Source organism: Calditrichota bacterium, assembly GCA_013151735.1.
Lineage (GTDB): Bacteria > Zhuqueibacterota > JdFR-76 > JdFR-76 > BMS3Abin05 > BMS3Abin05.
This window is the reverse complement of the sequence record JAADHR010000165.1, coordinates 21535-40291: the sequence shown is the minus strand read 5'-3', so window position 1 is coordinate 40291 and position 18757 is coordinate 21535. Positions and strand designations below refer to the sequence as shown.

Here is an 18757-nt window from a genome sequence, read left to right as displayed (position 1 = left end):
CAACCAACCTCCCCTGTAGCCCCCTCCTTGCCAAGGAGGGGACGGAATTTGCTCCTCTTGCCGAATTTTTCCAATTGCTCCACCTCTGAAAAACAAAACACCACACTCCCATTTTCTCCCAACTCATCCCCTCCCCTTGCCAAGGGGAGGGTTAGGGTGGGGTTGTACCTTACATTCTAAAATACCTCGCCCATTTCAACAGGAAACTACTTAGGAACATACAAAATCTTATTTACCTTCTGAAAAGTAGGTGTAGTCAATCGGACAAAATAAACACCCGCCGCCAAAAAGCGGGGCCGAAAAACGACCAGATGCTCACCCTTATCCATGGGCGTCTCTGCAATAGTTGCAACCCTTTTTCCCAGAAGATTGAAAAGATAAATTTTTACAAATTCCGGTTTTTCCAGTATGAAATCAACAACCGCCTCAGAATGAAACGGATTGGGAAAAATATTTAATAATTCGGTCACAGGGGTTCCTCGACCGGAAGAGGAATCCGGCACCTCCCAATGCAGAATTGCTCCGCCGGTTCCCACGGCCCACCCGGACGTTTTTGAACTGAACATTACCGCATTGAGCGTTCCATTCATTCTGACGGGCTGGCTTTGCCAGGTCACACCGCCGTCAAAAGTTGACAGGACATTGCCTTGCTCTCCAACGGTCCAGCCATGAAATTGATCCAGAAACCAAACCGCACGCAAGCCACGGCGATTCGGAGTCCGACAAACAACCCAGTGACGCCCGCCGTCTGCCGTTCGAATAAGGGTTGGCTCCTGACTCCAACTGCCGCCTCCCACAGCCCAACCATGAAATACGTCCACAAAATGCACGTCTCGAAGTCCCATCGAAAGGGGACTTTTTTGTTTCTCCCATGTCTCCCCGCGATTTGACGAATGCCAAATCACAGAATTTTTAAAATCTCCCCCCACTATCCAGCCATTTTGAGCATCAACAAATTGAATGGCCAAAAGATCGGTATTCCCCAGTTTTTGGCTTTTCCAATTTTGCCCGGCATCCTGCGTGGCATAAGCCATGCCCCCTGTTCCCACAACAAAAAGCGTCTTTTCATCAAGTTCAGCCAACCCGTTCAGGTGGGTACTAAATGGCACTTCTAAACGTTCCCAGTACAGGCCACCGTTCGATGTGTGTAAAATTGTTCCGGCATTGCCGACTGCCCAGCCTGTTTGATGATTCCAAAACGCGACCCCGCGCAAATCCTTCTGCGTCCCACTTTCTTGCACATCCCACTGGTTGCCGGCGTCCTGCGTATGCAAGATAATTCCTTGCGTTCCAACAGCCCAGGCTTCATCCCCTGCGGAAAAAATGTCCAACAGCGTGTTTCGTTTCCCTTTGTTCAGATGAACCCAACTTTCGCCACCATCGGTTGTTCGTAATAGTATCCCGCTTTCTCCGCAAATCCAGCCCGTTTGATCGTTTAAAAAATGGAGACCAATCAAACTGACGTCATCGGGCTGCCTGGCAATCGTCCAGGACTTTCCACCATTTGTGGTATGCCCAATGACCCCGTGGTACCCGGTGAGCCAGCCGCTTGTCTGATTAACAAATGTGATTGAAATAAAAGAAAAAGGCGAATCGGTCTTTTGCACCTCCCAGGTTTGGCCGCCGTTGTGAGTAAACAGCACATTGTCCCCGTCTCCCACCACCCAGGCCGTGCTTGAATCAACTGCAAAGACACCCCTCAAATGGTAATAATTGATCCTCTTAGCCACCCGGTTCCACGTTTTCCCGCCGTCTGTCGTTCGAATAATTTTATGCTTTTCTCCTACAGCCCACCCCACATCGGGCGAAGGAAAGCAAATATCGTTTAGCCCCCCGGAACCGGAACCTGTAATTTGCCAGGTTTTCCCGCCATCGCGTGTTTTTGCGATGAGACCGCACGCGTCCACGGCAAACCAGGTGGCCGGAGAAACAAAAACAACATCATTTATTCGGCAGGCCCCCGGTATTTTTTGAGGCCTCCAAGTTTCTCCACCATCTTCGGTTGACACCAAAATGGCCGAATAATTTTTTCCACCGGCGGCCCAGCCTGTGTCGGAATTGATAAAATAAACGGAGCTTAAATATTCACTCACGTGCGAAACCTGTTTCACCCAATGGCGACCTCCATCGCTGGTTTTAAAAATGCTGCCGAAACTGCTTACCATCCAGCCCGTCTGATGATCAATAAAATAAACATCGTTAAAGGTTTCGGGCGGCGGTGTTGGATTTTGCCACCGCCATTCTGCCGCCAAAAGATCGGGAATCAGCAAAATCATAAAAAATAAAAGGGCCTGTTTTTTAAGGCTCATCATTAAGGAATCACCTTTTTCGTGTAACTTTTTTGAAAAAGAATCTTTTGATTATCCGGAGAGATGCGACATGAGTTTATCATGCCGTTATTCATTTCATTTCGGGAAAATTCTTTAACGACTTTCTGCACGCCTGTCTCGATATTCTTAAGAATGATGCGATCGTTCAAATCGATAAAAACAACCCATTGGCCATCGGGGGAATAAGAAAAAGATCGACCATAATCAGCAATTTTTTCCTTTGCAAATGTATTGGTATCCATCTCGTAAAGGCCGCCGTAATAAAAATACAAAATTTCATCTTTGGTTGGGGAAATATCAACGTGTCCCCCTGCAATTTGAATGGTTGTATCTTTGGTTGAATCCTTCAAATCACAGATTTTTACATTTTTATCCGGGTAGTGAAGAAACACCAATTTATTGCCGCTAAATGTTAATCGGGGGAAACCAATAGATCCCGTATTACCTGTTATCAGAGTTCTCTTTTCCCCTTGAAAATTCATCATTGAAATATCAGATTCCTCTTTAAAAACAATCCATTTCCCGTCAGACGAGAAACTCGGGTCATTTTCATTTCGGGAGTTGGAATAGCTAAGATTTCTCAAACCGGATCCGTCCGGGTGAAGAATAAAAATATCAACCGAAGCAGAAGCAAAATCCATTGCTGACAATGCAAGCCAATTTGTCTTGTAGGTAATTGTCAAACTGTACACATATTTGAAAGAAGAAATCAGCGGCGTGACGGATTGAGTTTTAAGATCAAATAAAACAACGGCATTGGAATCATCAATAAAAACAACATGGCGGCTGTCGGCAGAAAACACGGGATTTGTGCCATGGCCTACAAGGACTTCCGTGTTTTGATTCAGATCAATAAGCCAGAGTTCCTGAACAAACTTGTCTTCCGGGCATTTTTTCTTTTCGTACTCCACAACCCCGCAGGAGGTCACGAAAAATATCACCAGTGCGAAAACGGATAGGAGAAAAAGATTTCCGTGCCCGATTTTCATTTCAGTAGTTCCTCTTTCCACTGAATCGTTAAGAACACCTGCCCCGTATTTTCTGCCTGTAATTCTATTTGGCGGGGTTCACAAGAGCTCATCCGACTAATGGCGCTTTTGTTATTCACAAAACACATCAACGCCATGAAGAACCCTATTCTACTTGTTTCCCTTTGTGATGCCGTCCCAATTATCCGTACGGAAGGGAGAGGCCGGGAGACCTGCCCGGTTGTACAAATTGCACTTCGGATTGGAGGCCCAGGCGTAACGAACCGCCACCGGATGGAGAACATTCGGATTCCAAACAACGACCGTGGGCCCGTCAATTTTGGCCCGTGCCCAATAAAATTTGTGATCGGCTCCGGCAATGGCAAATCCCACCGGAGCATTTTCGCCTTTTGTAATCAACCCTCCGTCTACGTGGGAAAATTTCAGCCGGATGCGGTTTCCTTCAATGGTCATCGACTGGTACATCGGACCGGAATAGTCCACGGAATCCCCGTACACCAGATGGCGGGCAATCAGAGCCAGCCGCCGCCCAACCTCCTGTTTGTTTTTCGGGTGAATATCCTTCGCATTGCCGATGTCAATGGTGACGGCCATTCCCGTATTCGGAAGCGACAGCGCCATCGTTTGAGCCTCTCGCAACTCCGCCCAGGCATCTTCCGAGGGCTCCGGTTTTCTCGGCATGTAATTAGCCAGTTGAACAAACAAAAACGGAAAGTCTCCTTCCCCCCAGTGATTCCGCCAATCCTGAATCAATGCCTTAAAGAGCTTCCGGTACTGGTAGGCGCGGTCGGCATTGGATTCTCCCTGATACCAGATTACCCCGCGAATGGGAAACGGGATCAACGGAGCAATCATAGCATTAAACAGCACGGACGGCTGGTTTGACAATCGGGGGACACTCGGTTGGCGCGGCAACTTTTTTGCATCCAACGCAATCCGGCTGATGTGAAAACGCCACGGCCCGGCCAGCGAAACAGATGCTCCGGTCTGCGAAATAAGTTTGAGCTGTTCGGGTTTTCCGTACAGTCCCCCTTTTCCTCCGATGTCCAACACCTGAACGGCGATAACATTTTTCCCGGCGTGAATAAGAGAATCGGGAATGGGGTAGCGCCGGGGCCATTCGTGGTAGCTCAAACCGCCAACCTTCATCCCGTTAAAATACGTGTTGTCCGCGTCATTTACCGGGCCAAGAGAAAGCGTGGCGCCCTTACCCTGCCAGCTGGCCGGGAGCGTCACGGTTTTCCGAAACCAGACCACGCCATCCAGATTTTTAAAGCCGGCCCTCTCCCAGAAGGTGGGAAGTCTCATGGTTTTCCAGCCTGAATCATCCAGTTGAGGCGATTCCCAATGAGCTTTAAAATCACCCAAACGGGCAATCTTTCCAAAGACCTGTTTTCTCCAGCCGGCCAGTTTCTTCTGATACACCGTAAAAATACGATCCTTCGAAAATTGGCCGGTTTTCATCTCCTGGAGTATTTTCGTAAACTCCGGAAAGGTATCCAGAGAGGCGGCACTTGTCCAGGCTTCTACAACCGTTCCACCCCAGGCAGATTCAATTAATCCGATGGGGACGTGCAGCTTTTCCGAAAGATTTCGGCCAAAAAAATAGGCAGCGGCAGAAAACTCCGGAACCGTTTCCGGCGAGCAAACCTTCCAACCGTCACTGCGCACGACGGAATCCGGGCGGGTGCTCATGGTTTTTTCTACCTGAAACAACCGGATGGTCGGGTAATCGGCCGCAGCGATTTCCTGTTTGTAATTCCTGATTTTCCCCCAACCACCGAGAGGCATTTCCATATTTGACTGGCCCGAGCAGAGCCACACCTCACCCACCATAACATTTCGAAATGAGGTGGTGTCCCGGCCGATTATTTTGAGCGTGTACGGTCCGCCAGCCGGAAGGGGATTAAAAACCACCTTCCATTTACCATCTTTGCCTGCCGTACCCTGCTTCCGGAAACTGCCCAGCTCCACTCGCACCTGTCCCCCGGGTTCGGCAGTGCCCCACACCGGAAGTTTCATCCCTCGCTGCAATACCATATTCGAGCCAAAAAGGGCTGATACCGTCACCTGTTTGGCCGGATGATTGAAACCGCTGCAACCGGACAAAATCGTTACGATTAAAAAAAGCACGATGATGGTCAGTTTACGGGGTGTCATGGAATTCTCCTTTTTTTTGGAAAATGGGACTTGACTGAGTTATTTGCTTCAAAACCCGAGCCTGGATTTCAGGGGTGGAAATGAAAATGTAAATTTGTGAATCCTGTCGAAATACTGTCAAATCCTCAAGTTGAGGTACCGTATTTAGCGCTGCTGTGAAAAAGGTTTATTTCTTCAGCCACTGAACATATTCAATTACATTGTGATCCGGATCCGACACATAAAACCACTTCACCTGACCCGGAATTTCCTGAAGATCTTTTACCACGGGCACACCCTTTTTCTGCAATTCCGCGAGCAGGCCCTCCAGATTCTCTGATCGAATGGCCAGATGCGGACAAAACGGGGGTTGAATGGGTGGCCTTTGAAAAGGCAGCGGCAAATTGTTTTCATCCAGACGCTGCAGGAGTTCCAGATTTGCGCCTTCCAATTCCAGGAACGCAAAGGCCTCGTGATGGTCTGAATCCACCATTTTCGACAATACCTTTAATCCGAGAATTCGGGAATAAAAGTCAATTGAGGCATCCAGATCGGAAACCTCAAATGCAAAATGATCCGCTTTCAAATTCATGGGGTGTGAGACCTCCGTAGCATAAACGTATAGTGAGAAGAACGCAGGCATAAAGCCTGCGGTTACTCCTGTAATCTGTAGCCGCACCCTTTACGGGTGCGCCCCCGTGAATCTTCGTACACATACCCAGACTTCTTCAAGTAACGGTGTCATTGCAAATCCACCAAAGGTTGATGAAGCAGTTTCTCCGATTTCGCAAGAACGCAGGCATAAAGCCTGCGGTTACCTCTGCAATCTGTAGCCGCACCCTTTACGGGTGCGGTGATTCCGTCAATTCCCGACAGGCATTCCCGCCCGTAAATCAAAAGGATTTCCCGCGGCTCGGCCGAGGATTCGATTGACAAGTGCCGTGTAAAGCTCCTTTTGTTTTTGATACACCTGAACATTCTTGGCGATCGGCTTCTTTCGCTGTTCTTCATTCCGTTTTACAAACGGCTGAACCAACGTTTCGAGAGGGATAGCCCGGCCGTTTTCCTTCTGCCACACCCAGGCGGCGTGAAGGGCCGCGCCAAGAGCGGCGCCTTCTCCCTCCACCGGTACGGTTTCCGCCTCAAAAACATCGGCGATGCCCTGCTGCCACGCCTCTGATTTCGAGAGTCCGCCCGTCAAGCGGATTTCCTTCGGTTTGACCGGCATGCGTTGAAATCCGTAATAAAGATTTAAAATATGCCCTTCCAGAATGGCCCGGGCCAGAATCTCTTTTGTAAAATCTCCCGTCCGAAACCCCAGATGAACGGGAGCAGCTTTTGGAACGTCGGGTGTTCGTTCGCCCTCAAACCAGGGGATAAGCAGCCGTCCCCCGTTCCCCGAAGCCGTTTTGCGAATGAGTCTCGTAAATTCGTCGTGGGACAGATTGAATTCCTTTAAAAAATCGACGTAGCCGTTGGCCATATTCGACACACATAAAAGCGGCAAATGCTGACCCGTGCTGTCGCAAAAGGCGGCGATTTCCCCCTCCGGGTCCACATACGGTTCGGTCAAAACGGTGTAGGCTGTTCCGCTGGTTCCAAGACTCACGGTAACAATGCCCGGGCGCACATTCCCCGTGCCGACCGCCCCGTACATATTGTCGCCGCTGCCGGCATCGATCCGGCAATCGGCAGAAAATCCGAATGTGTGAACCAAATCCTGCGAAATATTCCCGATGCTCTTGTCTGATGGTAAAACGGGCGGTAATTTATCCTGCAGGCCGGGATCGATGGCCTCAATCACTTTTTGGGACCACTGCCCTGTAACCGGGTTCCAGAGAGCCGTTCCGGAGGTATCACCGGGTTCCATCACCCGCACACCATTGTGACCTCCGCCGGTCAGGTACCAATTGATGAAGTTGTGCACCAGAAAAAAGGTGGCGGTTCGATCGTAGGCCTCGCGTTCGTGGCGGAACATGTGGAAGATTTTCGCCGCCGTGTACCCGGTCCGCTGGGTGTTTCCAATTTCCCGAATCATGGCCTCTTTGCCGCCCACCCGCCGGGTTAAAATATCACATTCCTCTTGTGTGGAAAAATCATTCCAGAGTTTGCTTCGGGAGCGGGTTAAATTCCCCTGTGCATCCAGAGAAACCAATCCGTGCTGCTGCCCCGAGACAGAAATCGACCGGATCGCTTCTACGGGCAAACCCGCATTCCGCAATCGCGTAAACGCCATTTGGACGGCATCCAGCCACATTTGGGGATCCGATTCGGACACGCCTTCGCCCAGACCGGGGATGACACCCATTTTTGTGCCGTACTGCGGCAAATCAACATCATACTGAACGGAATCCGTGTAAACGACCCGCTGCAAGTCCCAATCGATGACAACCAATTTGCAGCTTTGGGTCGACACATCCAAACCGGCAAATAAAACGGACATGTAAAATCCTCTTATTTTATCATTCGCGTATTCGGGGCTTTAAAAAATACCGCAAAAACGCAAAGCCGCAAAGGGGAAATTCCAAATGACAAATCCCAATAATCAAATAAATCCCAAATACCAATTCTCAATAACCCAAACAGAATAGCCCCTAAAAAACGCCGAAGGCATTGAACCTTTGTAGAAATTAATTACCCACGCCTTTCGTTCCCCTCTCTGATTTCAGGGAGGGGTTAGGGGAGGGTCTTTTTCTGGATTGCTACAAATATTAAACAGTTTCGCTGTTTTTAAAATGGCCGATTTGTAGGGGCGATTCATAAATCGCCCCTGCAACAAATCATTCGCGCATTCGCAGCTGATTTCTTTTGCCTGCTAAATAAATTGGTTGATCAGGCTCTCGTACCATTCCTGTTTCCCGCTGATGAGCTCCGGCTCGCCAAATTCTTCGGCCAGTTGGGCCAATTGTTTCAAACCAAGCGCTCCCTCTTCAAATGCCCGGCCCTTGCCCGAATCGAAACTGGCGTAACGCTCTTTTTTTGCTTTCAGAAAGGATGACTCCTTCAGAATTTTTTCGGCTGCAATCAGCCCCCGTGCGAGAGTATCCATGGAATGAATATGACCGATAAACAGGTCTTTTAAGTCAGTGGAGTTGCGCCGGGTTTTGGCGTCGAAATTCATACCCCCGGTTCCGAGTCCCCCGTGCTGCAGCAGAATGAGCATGATTTCTACAGCATCATAAAGATTGTGCAGGAATTCATCCGTATCCCAGCCGTTGTGGGGATCGCCCTGATTGACATCCAGGCTACCCAGCAATCCGGCATTTGCCGCCGTTTGGATTTCATGAGCAAAGGTATGTCCCGCCAGGGTTGCGTGATTGTTCTCAATATTGATTTTGAAATCCCCATCCAGACCGTAGCGGGTTAAAAACGCAATCACGGTGGATACGTCAAAATCATACTGGTGTTTGGTGGGTTCCATAGGTTTGGGCTCAATCAAAAAGGTCCCTGTGAAACCGATTTCCCGGGCATAATCCCGGGCTTTGCTTAAAAACAGGGCCAGATGTTCCTGCTCGCGCTTCATGTCGGTATTAAGAAGGGAGTAATATCCTTCGCGGCCGCCCCAAAACACGTAATTGGCGCCTCCCAGCTCAACGGTCGCTTCAAGGGCGGCTTTCACCTGAGCCGCCGCGTGGGTCACCACCCGAAAATCGGGATTCGTTGCAGCCCCGTTCATGTAGCGGGGATGCGAAAACAGGTTGGCCGTTCCCCAGAGCAACCGGATCCCGGAGGCGTCCTGCTTTTCTTTGGCTCGTTTTACCATTTCCTTCAAATTTTTTTCAGAACCGGAAACATTCTCCGCTTCGGGAGCCAGGTCCCGATCGTGAAAACAATAGAAGGGAATCCCCAATTTGGAAATAAATTCAAAGGCGGCATCCAGTTTCTCCCGAGCCGCCTGCATCGGATCGGAATTTTCCAACCAGGGGTACTCTTTGGTTCCGGCGCCGAAGGGATCGGCGCCCGTGTTGCAGAAGGAATGCCAATATGCCACGGCAAACCGGAAATGCTCCTTCATCGGCTTCCCGGCAATCACACGATTTTCATCGTAGTATTTGAATGCCAGAGGATTCTGCGAATCCGGCCCCTCGAAAGGGATTTTCCCAATCCCCTTAAAATATTCTTTTTGACCAATGGTTACAGAAATGGACATGGGATGGTTCTCCTTATGACTCAGAAAAATGGAATGCAGTTAAAATAATGTCGAAAAAATTTGGAGAAAATACAAGCCCTTTTTCGAGGTTACGAATCAAATATGCGGTTCGGAATTGGTTTGGCTCGCTGTCAATGAGCCGTTATTACGCCATTCTCTATCAAGATGGTGTAGATCTTTTTCTTTTCCTCATCAGAGATTTCCTGAATGGGCTCAGTCACCCGGCCGTTCCCGATTCCCATATATTTTAGTGCCGTTTTGATTCCGCTCAGGAATGAACCACAATTGTAGATTTCCCAGATGTCGTCAATTTTTCGCTGAAGTGCAAAGGCTTCTTTCGGATTCCCAAATTGAATGGTATCGTAGAGTTTTACACACAGACCCGGGATGAGATTGGAAATTCCGTCCAGGGCTCCGTCGGCCCCGGATAAAATGCCGGCTGTCCAGAAATGGGACTTCCCGATAAATATTTTAAAGTCGGGCCGCTTTTCCTTTAACCGAACCAGTTTCAACAGAAACAAATAATCCACAGAGCTGTCTTTAATTCCAATAATATTGTCGATTTCCATGAGTCTGGAAACTGTTTCAATATGCACATTTGACTTGGTCATGGAGGGAATATTGTAAATCATCAAGGGAATTTGGGCACTTTTTGCCACCGTTTTGTAATAGCGATACAGTTCCTCCTGATTATTGGCCGGGTAATAAAACGGGGGATGCAGCACGGCAACATCCGCGCCCTTTTCTTCGACCTGCGCCAGATTTTGCAGGGTCCGCCGCGTTGACGTATCACTAATGCCTGAAAAGATCAATAATTCCTTCTTTCTGATTTTTGCCACAATGTCCAGAGCCCGGTTGCGCTCGGAATTCTCCAGAGCGATCCCCTCGCCTGTGGTGCTGTTTACAAAAATACCATGAACTCCGGCTTCCTGCACGTGATTCATAAGTTTGAGCAACGCATCTTCATCGACCTTTTCATCTTCAGTAATGGGCGTAACCAAGGGTACAACCACGCCTCGCACACGTTCCGAATCAATCATGTCTGATCCTCTTGATTAGTAAGATGTTAGAGTTGAGTCTGCTTAAAACTTTCACCGGCCACTTTTCCGAACTTTTGCAAGCGACATTTCTTCCGGTGAAACGGGTTCATCCTCCTTACCTGCGGCTTTAGTACGAACGCATTTTACACACCAAAAATTTGGATAAAAAAGCTGCTCTATAAATTAAGCAAACATTTGCATAATTTCAAGAAAAAAAATACCGTTCATCCCCGGAAGAAAATATGGCTCCAATGAAATTTTTGCAGGCATTGTTGTCGTGATATATTCAAAAAACATGTTGCAGATAAGATTAGAATGTTTTCCTCTCGTTGCGAGGCAGCCTCCGCCGGGATGGGCTTCGAGATTGAGCATAAGCCGGTGCATATCCGATTTCATCCGCCCCGTGCCGATTCGTAATGACAGAACATTCCGAATGATTGTTTGATCATCTTCAAGGATGTCACATTTTCCCACAAAAACCCAATAAAACCAAAGAGGTTATCCCCCAAAAAATATGGACCACCAGGTGTCCACAAAGGCATGAACCAAGGCGCCGGCCGTTACTTTTCCCGTTCGAATGTAGGTCAGGCCGTAATACCAGCCGGCTATTGACGCCAGGATCACATACACCCAAGGCAAATGCCACACGCCCAGAAATCCCAAATGGATATCAACAAACGGGGCATTGTGATTGTTTCCGTGCGCCAGACCAAAAATAATCGAGGAAATGGCCAGGGCAATCCAGAGTCCGTTTTTGCCGCGAATCGTTTTTTGCAAAAAGTTGTGAATCATTCCCCGAAAAAGGATTTCTTCCGGAATGCCCGTAAACAGGAAAATGGCCATGTATTGAACAATCCACTCGTACCAGGGTTTCAAATGAGGCGTCTGGCGAATAAAATGAAAGGGCATTCCAATGGGAATGGCAAAAAACACAAGAAATAGGGCAAAATACGTGGCTACCTTTTTCAAATCTTCTTTTGTCCAGAGAAAATTAAACCCAAATCCTTCCACCGGTTTAAATACAATAAAAAGGTAAAGGCCCTCCACAATGGCAGCCAGTTTAAAATAATCCACTCCGGCAACAATGGGCACAGATATCTGTGGAATCAAACTGAACTCAATTGGAAGCCAGATCAACAGAATGACCAGGGCGTTCCAAAGATTCAACCGCTGCCCATCCGAACGATCCAGAAGCAGAACGCCGTAGGGTAGCGCCAGATAGAGAAATCCTTTCAGGGCCGCGGCGCCTGTTAATTGTCCGGCCAGAGCGGCATAAATCGCATAAATCACATAAAGTCCCAAAACGGGAAGTGCCCCCCGGGCGGCCTTCCCCTGAAAACGGGCCTGCCAGGTCTCCACCCACCGGGTAACCGAGTGCCCGAAAAGCGCAGCCAAAAGCAGAATATAGATGCCGAGGGAGGCAAGCCAGCCGCCTGAACAGACCTGTCTGCTCGCAGCAAAAACAATAGACACCAAAAGCGATATACTCAGCAATGCCCAAAATACCCGGACCTCTTTTCCGTGTTGATGGTTCATCTGTGTTCTTCCCTGCTTTATTCATTCATTGGATGCGGCTGCAAGGTTAGCTTTTCAGTTAAAGAATGTGTTAACCTGCATCATTCATAAATTTTTGCCACGAAGATCCTAAATCACGAAGATTATTATCATTAAAATAATTGGGGATTTTAAAACTCCGTTTATTTTGAATCGTTTTCCTTTTCAAATGAATACTTATTTATCTTTTTGTTTATTACGCCATTGTGCGCCTGGTGGCGAATGAATTTTTTAAGTTAAAAACGAAACCCGATTTTTCGAACAATTTATTTTGGCGCTCATGATTAGTCTTGATTCAACCGCTCTTCGGGCATAACCCGGTTGAGAAGCACCGTTCCATTCTCAATTTTCACCCGGTAAATCGGCCACACATTCAGGCCGTTGGCCATCTGCAGCGCCTTTTGGGGAGGGGCTTTGTAAAGATAAAACGCCATTTTCGTTCCGGGCAAATCCTTTCGAACCCCTTCCCGAAAAACCAGGCGATGGGTTTTGTAATCCCACATACCGGCCAAATGCTCCACATAATTATCCTTGATAAGATTCCATCCATTGCCGAGGGTAAACAGGCCGTTGGAAAGGGAGAGAATGGGGTTGTGATTTAAATCCGGCGGAACCGCCACCAGTGAGTCTTCCCCCATGGGAGCCGAATAATAGTGGAGTTTTCCGGTCAGAGGAAAAGCGATTTTCACCATTCCGTCCACAGGACGTCGGGCATTGATTTCCAGCTTGTAGAGATTATCGCCGAATTTTTGGACGGCAATTGTGTAGCTTTCGGCACGTACCTCTACGGGAACCGGAGAATAATCGACCGAAACGGGCACGGCCGGAGGAACGGCTTTCTCCGGTGCCACGGTTCCCGTTTTCAGATCAACCCAAACCGTTTGATCATTCATTTTGGCGGCATGGAGTACTTCCTTGATCAGCACACCGGCGCCCTGCTCAGCAATGGCACATTGCTCATCCGTGTAGCGTACCTCGATGGGCAGCGGTGACCAACCCGAGGAATCGGAAACCTCTCCCAGGAGCAGGTGTTTCCAGGACAATCGAAGCACCGAACGAATGAGGGCATTGTTGGCGCCCAACTTTTCGGCCCATTTGCTGAGTGTTTCCGCTACCAATACCCAACCGCGGGCAATAAAATTACGCGCCCGCGTTAATCCGTCTTTTTCATTGCCGCTGCCCTGTTTGCCCAACCAATTGTAAGGCCCGCCGGCCCCCATATTCCAGGTTCCCTCCGGGATGTAGGCCATTTTCGGAATTTTATAGTTTTTCTCTTTCAAAATCTTTACGAATTCACTCACGGTTACAAATGTGTAGCCTTCTTTCTCCATCCGCTTAAATTTGTCGATGTGTTTTTTCTCCCATGAAGGAACGCGGTAAAAATCGCTGGCATAGTCGCGGGTACTGAACACCTCCCCGTCATCAAAAAAGGCCCAATCCCATTTGCAGCATTTCAGATTCTTTTTTCCGCCTCCCAACAGAATCAGCATCTTTTTTCCGGCATAATTAAATTCCTCCAGAGGCATTTCGCCGGAGCGGTAGTACCCGTAAGGATTGGAACTGGTTACTACCACATCGTATTTCCCGTGTAAAGCAGAGGCAATAGCGGGGGAATATTGGATTTCCTGGGCGATGAACACGCGCGACCGCTTCAGATTCAATCTTTTCAGGACCGCGTCACTCATTTCCACGGAACGCTGCATATCGATGGCCGGGTAACCAATAAAGAATTGATCGGAATAATGGGCTACCACCAATTCCAGTTGTCCCTTCTTAATAAGACGCCTGAGATGTTCCAGGACCTCAGGGAATTCCTCCTGAATCACCTCCAGCGCCCAGGCCTGAATTTCAAAATCGCCTTTGTAGTTGGGGTGCCGGTCGTAGAAATTTAGAAGCGGCTTAATGGATTCCCGAACAATCCGGCGTTCAATCCTCTGATCACCGGCTACATATTGGAGATTAAAGTGATAGACTGCCATGGCATACTTTGGCTTTGCACTCGTTTGCACAGAAAAGATAAAAATCAGAAGAAGGCCGATAAAAGAATGAAAAAGATGTTTCATAAGAACTCCGGGTCCTCATTTGGTTTAACGATTCACACCATCGAATCCGTGATAAGGGTCTAAAATCGTCGCACGGACGTTAACAAACCTGCTTTGGGTCATTTGACAGAATCAAAAGGCCTCCCTTTTTAGGGGAGGCCTTATATGATTTCTTATTTCATTAGTACCAATTTTTTCACACTTTTGTGAGCCCCATTTACCAATTCATAAAAATAAACGCCGCTGTGAACCTTTTCACCCAGATTATTGGTTCCATTCCATTTGACCACGTGACTGCCCATGGCCACCTTTCCATTAACCAGGGTTTTCACCAATTGTCCGGCCTCGTTGTAGATTTTTAGCGTGGTCGGTTGATTGGTATTCACCGAAAACGAAATGGAGGTTACCGGATTAAAGGGATTGGGATAGTTCTGATTCAGTGCAAACGTTGTGGGGGTTTGGGATTTTTCATTGACGGCAGTTGCCGTTGCAGCCGTGACCACAATGTCGTCCAGAACAATTTCGTCGCCGCCGGGAGGCGTTCCCAACAGGCCAAACATGGTGTATTTGCCGGTGACTCTCGGATCGGGATCGGTAACCTCAATCGCCCAATCAGACGGTTCGTCTTCCGGATATCCTTCCCAGACCTTTACTTTCAGATCGCCGCCATTCAGATAGAATTTGAAATAATAATACACATTCAGCGAAAAGGAGTAGGTTCCCTCACCAAAGTAGGTCCAATGATCCGGCTGGAGGGCCTGCAATTCCCCCTCGTATTTTCCCACCCGGTAAATACCTTGCAGGGGACTGACAAACAGGGCATACGCGGGGGATTGAGTGGGGTCGGCATCGGGGATGGTTTCCGACGAATCCGTTTGAACCATGCGGGTGCCTACCAGAAAAAAGGAGCTGGTAATATTCAGAAAAGCCACCTTGAACGAAATAATCTGATTTGGATTGCTGTAATCATTTGCAACCAGGAGTTTGTGCGTTTTGGCGTCATCAGTCGTATCTATTTCAGGAACACCATTGGTTTGAACCAACCCCACACCGGCCATTCCGGCATAGCTTCCGGATTTAATGTAGAGCTCTCCATCTGTTGTTTCTTTCACAATTTGCCCCGTAACATTGTCTGAGGGCCCGTAGTACAACCACCCCACATTTTGCAAGGCAGCGGGATCGGTGGCATAATCATCGAAATGATCCTCCCAGAGCACGGGTAACCCCTGGGCCATCAGGCTGCCCGCAAACACCAGTATCATCACCACACCCAAAACAATTGACACTTTCTTCATGGTTGTTCCTCCTTTTTGGTTTTTCTTCTTAGGTCTGAAAATAACTAACCCTTAGCTATTTCATCATGTTAAAATTCAAAGCGCAGGGAAAATCGACTGACGTCCTTGAAATAGTTCGTAATGGTGTAGCCGAAATTCAAAACCGATGCAACCCCGAAATACGAAAATCTCAAACCGAGCCCCCACGAGAACGATTCCACATCGTGATTGAATTGGTAGCCGGCCCGAAGAGCAAATTTCTTCATGTAAAGCCATTCTGCGCCCACATGAACACGCTCGGTGTAGTCATTGGGATGCATGGCATCAATGGCCATATTGAGCTGCATGGTTCGGTTATCGGGCATAAACCATTCGAGCATATTCATCGACAGGCCCATTCGCAGCTCCATCGGCAGTTGAAAGGCTTCATACCAGTATTTCATATCCGTTGAGAAATTTCTCATGGACATGGCGAATTTTAATCCCTTGAAACCGGTATCGTAAATCGTACCGAAATCCATTCCCCAGTGCCGGAGATCCCAGTTTCGGCTCTCCCGGATTTTGGTAACTTCGCCCGTAGAAGGATCGGTTCTCTCGTCAACTACAATCGCAGCCTCTCCAAGATCCTCATAGAGATACTTAAATTTCAAACCAAAAGAAAAGCGATCGTTTACCCGTTTGGCATAACTGATTCCAAAGGAATAATCCTGGACCCCCACGTCGCCGGTGAGCACATATCCATTCGGATTGACGGATTTATCCACGCGCCTTGTTCCGGGGATGTTACCGTAATCCATATTGATCCAATCGAAAGCAATTGTTCCGTAATCGCTGAATGAAACAGCCGCAGCCACGGTGTACAAATGCGTATCCACAATCCAGCTAACCTGGTTAACGGCGACCGCCGCCCTATTGATATCTACCAGAACAGCAGGATTGTAAAACACCCCTTGAATACCGGTCACACTGGCAACCGAGGCATCGCCCATCGCCGCCAGCCGGGCACTGGTGCCGATTCCCAGATAATCCATTCCGCTCTGCCCCACTTTTTTCTTGAAGGCATGAGCCTCAGGAATCACTGCAAGGACCATCAGGCTTGCAATGAGAAATATCATCCAATAATTCCGCTTCATTTTTCCTCCCTCACCGAATAATCACAAATTTTCCAGTCGCCGTACCAAGTGGCTTATTATTGATATCCCAGCCTTCCACCTGGTAAAAATAGACCCCGCTTTTAATCGTTTGCCAGCTGTCGCTGATCTGGAACCACGCCTCGTCCGCCGATTCGGGGATCGAGCGCGGGTCATCCGGATTCGGATGATGAATCGTGGCCACAAGGTCGCCCTTTACGGTAAAGATCCGAATGATGGCTTTAGCGGGGAGTCCCACAAAGGAAATCTGATCTTCCTTTCTCGGAATCTCCGTGTAATCTTCCTCAAGCGTTCCGCCAAATGCAAGACCCTGAACATGGTAGGGGTTGGGAACGACGTAAATAGAGTCCATGTCGGTGCGTGCTGCCAGAGAAGGTACACCTGCGTACTGGTAATTCCTGTTGTAAAAATGACTGGATTCCCATCCGTCATGGTCAAAGGCCACCACAAAATAGTAGTAATTTCGGCCGCGTTGTACATTTCGATCCACATAGTTCCACTGCAGCGGAACTCCTGTCCCTTCCCCGCATTCCCAGATTTTGGAGTATACGGCCGTATACTGGCCTTCCGTTCGATACACGCGAAAACCGGCCAGATCCTGTTCCCCCGTATCCGGATCGGGGGCGGGTTTGGCCGAATCGGCAGGCGTGTTGCCGTAGTACCAGGTCAGGGTATTTTTGCCGGGTCCGGAATCGATCATTAAATTCGGGGATTCCGGCCCGTCCGGGACCGAGGCCAAGCCATTTTCCCAGGTATGCTGGGCTTTGGAAGCAAACATAAACAGGGTATCTTTTCCGGTGGCGATGATGGCATCTTTGGCCGCATCTCCGGTTAAGCCGTTCCAGGTAAGTTCACCGTTTTTCCATTTCTTCCCGTAATCGATGGCTTTTAATCTGGAAATCATCCCGACGGCGTTGTAAACCACAATATGCACACTTTTTCCGAAGGGAATTTCGTACGGCCCAAATGACAATGTCACCATGGGATCCTGAACCCGGGGATCCCAGGGATTGGTGATATCCGGAAGATCATCCGTTCCCGTTCGCTTTTTTTGAGAGCTTAAGTAGAGGTACATTTCCTGATCCGTGGATCCCTTTTCTTTATGGGACAGCCACTGTCCGCTGGGCAGCCAATCGATCGTGGCCGGTTGATTGGGATCATCTGCGGGATTGTCTACACTGGCATCGGCGTGGAGAACACCAAAACCCACATACTGAGGCGATAAAAATTCGCCGCTTACATCCGACGGATCGCCGATGTCATCGCCTTCGTGACGCTGGGAATCCCCATCGTAGCAGTACCACAACCCGCGAAGGGTGTCGCCGGGTTGAGCCCCGTAATAATGTACCCAGTCGTCATGTTCCCCGCCGTTTTTTTCATGGCCCCAGTCGCCGCTGGGGATAAAATCATATTGAAACCCAAAATACACATCGTGCAGATCTTGATTGGGCAATTCCACCGTACGGTAATTGTTGTCGGCATTGCCTGTATTTTTGAATTCGTAATCCATAATGATGAAGCTGTCGTATTTGGGATTTCCGTACGCGTAACTTCTGCGTGTGACCGTGATTCCCACATCGGTTGCCCATTTTGTAACGATCATTTCGTCTGCTTCAAGGGTCGGTTTGTAGGAACTTCCGCGGCGGGAATCCAGAAGCCGGGTTTCCAACTGGCCGTTCACGATCACATTGGGCAGGCGCTGCCGCACGTATTTTCGATTATAAATGGCGAACGTGTAATCGGGAGCTTCATAATTCAGGGGACCGCCCTCCGACACGTAATAGGTGTGAAATTTATTGTATTTGTCCGTCCAGTTTTTAACACCAATCCAGTGTCCGCGAAAGCGCAGATTTTTTCGCGTCTGGAAGAAATAATCGCCTCCGGGATAGGTCATTTGATCGGCCACGGGAGCATATTCGGGGATCGTTCCCGTGGCAAACCGGGTATCCCAGAGCCGGCCAATTTCATGGCTTTGTAATTTCGATTGTGCCTGGATTATTCCTACCGATCCAAGCAGCAGAAAAATTGTAAGGGCAATTTTTCTACACGTCAACATTTTCACAAGACACCTCCAGCTTTATTTGCAAA

At 48.6% G+C, this 18757-nt stretch carries 12 protein-coding genes; all 12 read right to left on the bottom strand.

The window, feature by feature from the left end:
- Window positions 1-206: 206 nt before the first annotated feature.
- Window positions 207-2309 carry a T9SS type A sorting domain-containing protein gene (locus GXO76_11725; protein NOY78527.1) on the bottom strand — a complete coding sequence of 701 codons (2103 nt, stop codon included), beginning with the start codon at window positions 2307-2309 and terminating at the stop codon, window positions 207-209.
- 2 nt (window positions 2310-2311) lie between these two features.
- Entirely contained in the window at window positions 2312-3319 is a 1008-nt protein-coding gene (locus GXO76_11720; GenBank protein NOY78526.1) for a hypothetical protein, read from the bottom strand.
- A gap of 150 nt (window positions 3320-3469) precedes the next feature.
- On the bottom strand, window positions 3470-5479 hold the full coding sequence (locus GXO76_11715; GenBank protein ID NOY78525.1) for a 9-O-acetylesterase: 2010 nt from the start codon (window positions 5477-5479) through the stop codon (window positions 3470-3472).
- 166 nt (window positions 5480-5645) lie between these two features.
- Window positions 5646-6050, bottom strand: a complete 405-nt coding sequence (locus GXO76_11710; protein ID NOY78524.1) for a VOC family protein — start codon at window positions 6048-6050, stop codon at window positions 5646-5648.
- A gap of 270 nt (window positions 6051-6320) precedes the next feature.
- Window positions 6321-7901, bottom strand: coding sequence for a hypothetical protein (locus GXO76_11705; GenBank protein NOY78523.1), 1581 nt, complete (start codon window positions 7899-7901; stop codon window positions 6321-6323).
- Window positions 7902-8273: 372 nt separating this feature from the next.
- Window positions 8274-9602 (bottom strand): xylose isomerase, encoded by a 1329-nt coding sequence (gene xylA / locus GXO76_11700; protein NOY78522.1) that lies wholly within the window; start codon window positions 9600-9602, stop codon window positions 8274-8276.
- Between the two features lie 137 nt (window positions 9603-9739).
- Window positions 9740-10648: a dihydrodipicolinate synthase family protein gene (locus GXO76_11695; GenBank protein ID NOY78521.1), complete on the bottom strand. Its 909-nt coding sequence runs from the start codon at window positions 10646-10648 to the stop codon at window positions 9740-9742.
- A gap of 498 nt (window positions 10649-11146) precedes the next feature.
- Window positions 11147-12184 carry a CPBP family intramembrane metalloprotease gene (locus tag GXO76_11690; GenBank protein NOY78520.1) on the bottom strand — a complete coding sequence of 346 codons (1038 nt, stop codon included), beginning with the start codon at window positions 12182-12184 and terminating at the stop codon, window positions 11147-11149.
- A 302-nt stretch (window positions 12185-12486) separates the two neighbouring features.
- Window positions 12487-14265: a hypothetical protein gene (locus tag GXO76_11685; protein ID NOY78519.1), complete on the bottom strand. Its 1779-nt coding sequence runs from the start codon at window positions 14263-14265 to the stop codon at window positions 12487-12489.
- Window positions 14266-14417: 152 nt separating this feature from the next.
- A complete protein-coding gene (locus GXO76_11680) occupies window positions 14418-15539 on the bottom strand; it encodes a T9SS type A sorting domain-containing protein (GenBank protein NOY78518.1) in 1122 nt (373 codons plus the stop codon).
- A gap of 68 nt (window positions 15540-15607) precedes the next feature.
- The gene (locus tag GXO76_11675) at window positions 15608-16651 is read right to left on the bottom strand and encodes a PorV/PorQ family protein (protein NOY78517.1); all 1044 of its coding nucleotides are present in this window, start codon (window positions 16649-16651) and stop codon (window positions 15608-15610) included.
- 10 nt (window positions 16652-16661) lie between these two features.
- Window positions 16662-18725 (bottom strand): hypothetical protein, encoded by a 2064-nt coding sequence (locus tag GXO76_11670; GenBank protein ID NOY78516.1) that lies wholly within the window; start codon window positions 18723-18725, stop codon window positions 16662-16664.
- Window positions 18726-18757 lie beyond the last annotated feature (32 nt).

Bases quoted from the DNA above. Each gene is read 5' to 3' on its own strand.
- GXO76_11720 (NOY78526.1), bottom strand. From the start codon at position 3,319: ATGAAAATCGGGCACGGAAATCTTTTTCTCCTATCCGTTTTCGCACTG.
- GXO76_11705 (NOY78523.1), bottom strand. From the start codon at position 7,901: ATGTCCGTTTTATTTGCCGGTTTGGATGTGTCGACCCAAAGCTGCAAA.
- GXO76_11675 (NOY78517.1), bottom strand. From the start codon at position 16,651: ATGAAGCGGAATTATTGGATGATATTTCTCATTGCAAGCCTGATGGTC.
- GXO76_11715 (NOY78525.1), bottom strand. From the start codon at position 5,479: ATGACACCCCGTAAACTGACCATCATCGTGCTTTTTTTAATCGTAACG.
- GXO76_11670 (NOY78516.1), bottom strand. From the start codon at position 18,725: ATGTTGACGTGTAGAAAAATTGCCCTTACAATTTTTCTGCTGCTTGGA.
- GXO76_11710 (NOY78524.1), bottom strand. From the start codon at position 6,050: ATGAATTTGAAAGCGGATCATTTTGCATTTGAGGTTTCCGATCTGGAT.
- GXO76_11685 (NOY78519.1), bottom strand. From the start codon at position 14,265: ATGAAACATCTTTTTCATTCTTTTATCGGCCTTCTTCTGATTTTTATC.
- GXO76_11695 (NOY78521.1), bottom strand. From the start codon at position 10,648: ATGATTGATTCGGAACGTGTGCGAGGCGTGGTTGTACCCTTGGTTACG.
- GXO76_11680 (NOY78518.1), bottom strand. From the start codon at position 15,539: ATGAAGAAAGTGTCAATTGTTTTGGGTGTGGTGATGATACTGGTGTTT.
- GXO76_11690 (NOY78520.1), bottom strand. From the start codon at position 12,184: ATGAACCATCAACACGGAAAAGAGGTCCGGGTATTTTGGGCATTGCTG.
- GXO76_11725 (NOY78527.1), bottom strand. From the start codon at position 2,309: ATGAGCCTTAAAAAACAGGCCCTTTTATTTTTTATGATTTTGCTGATT.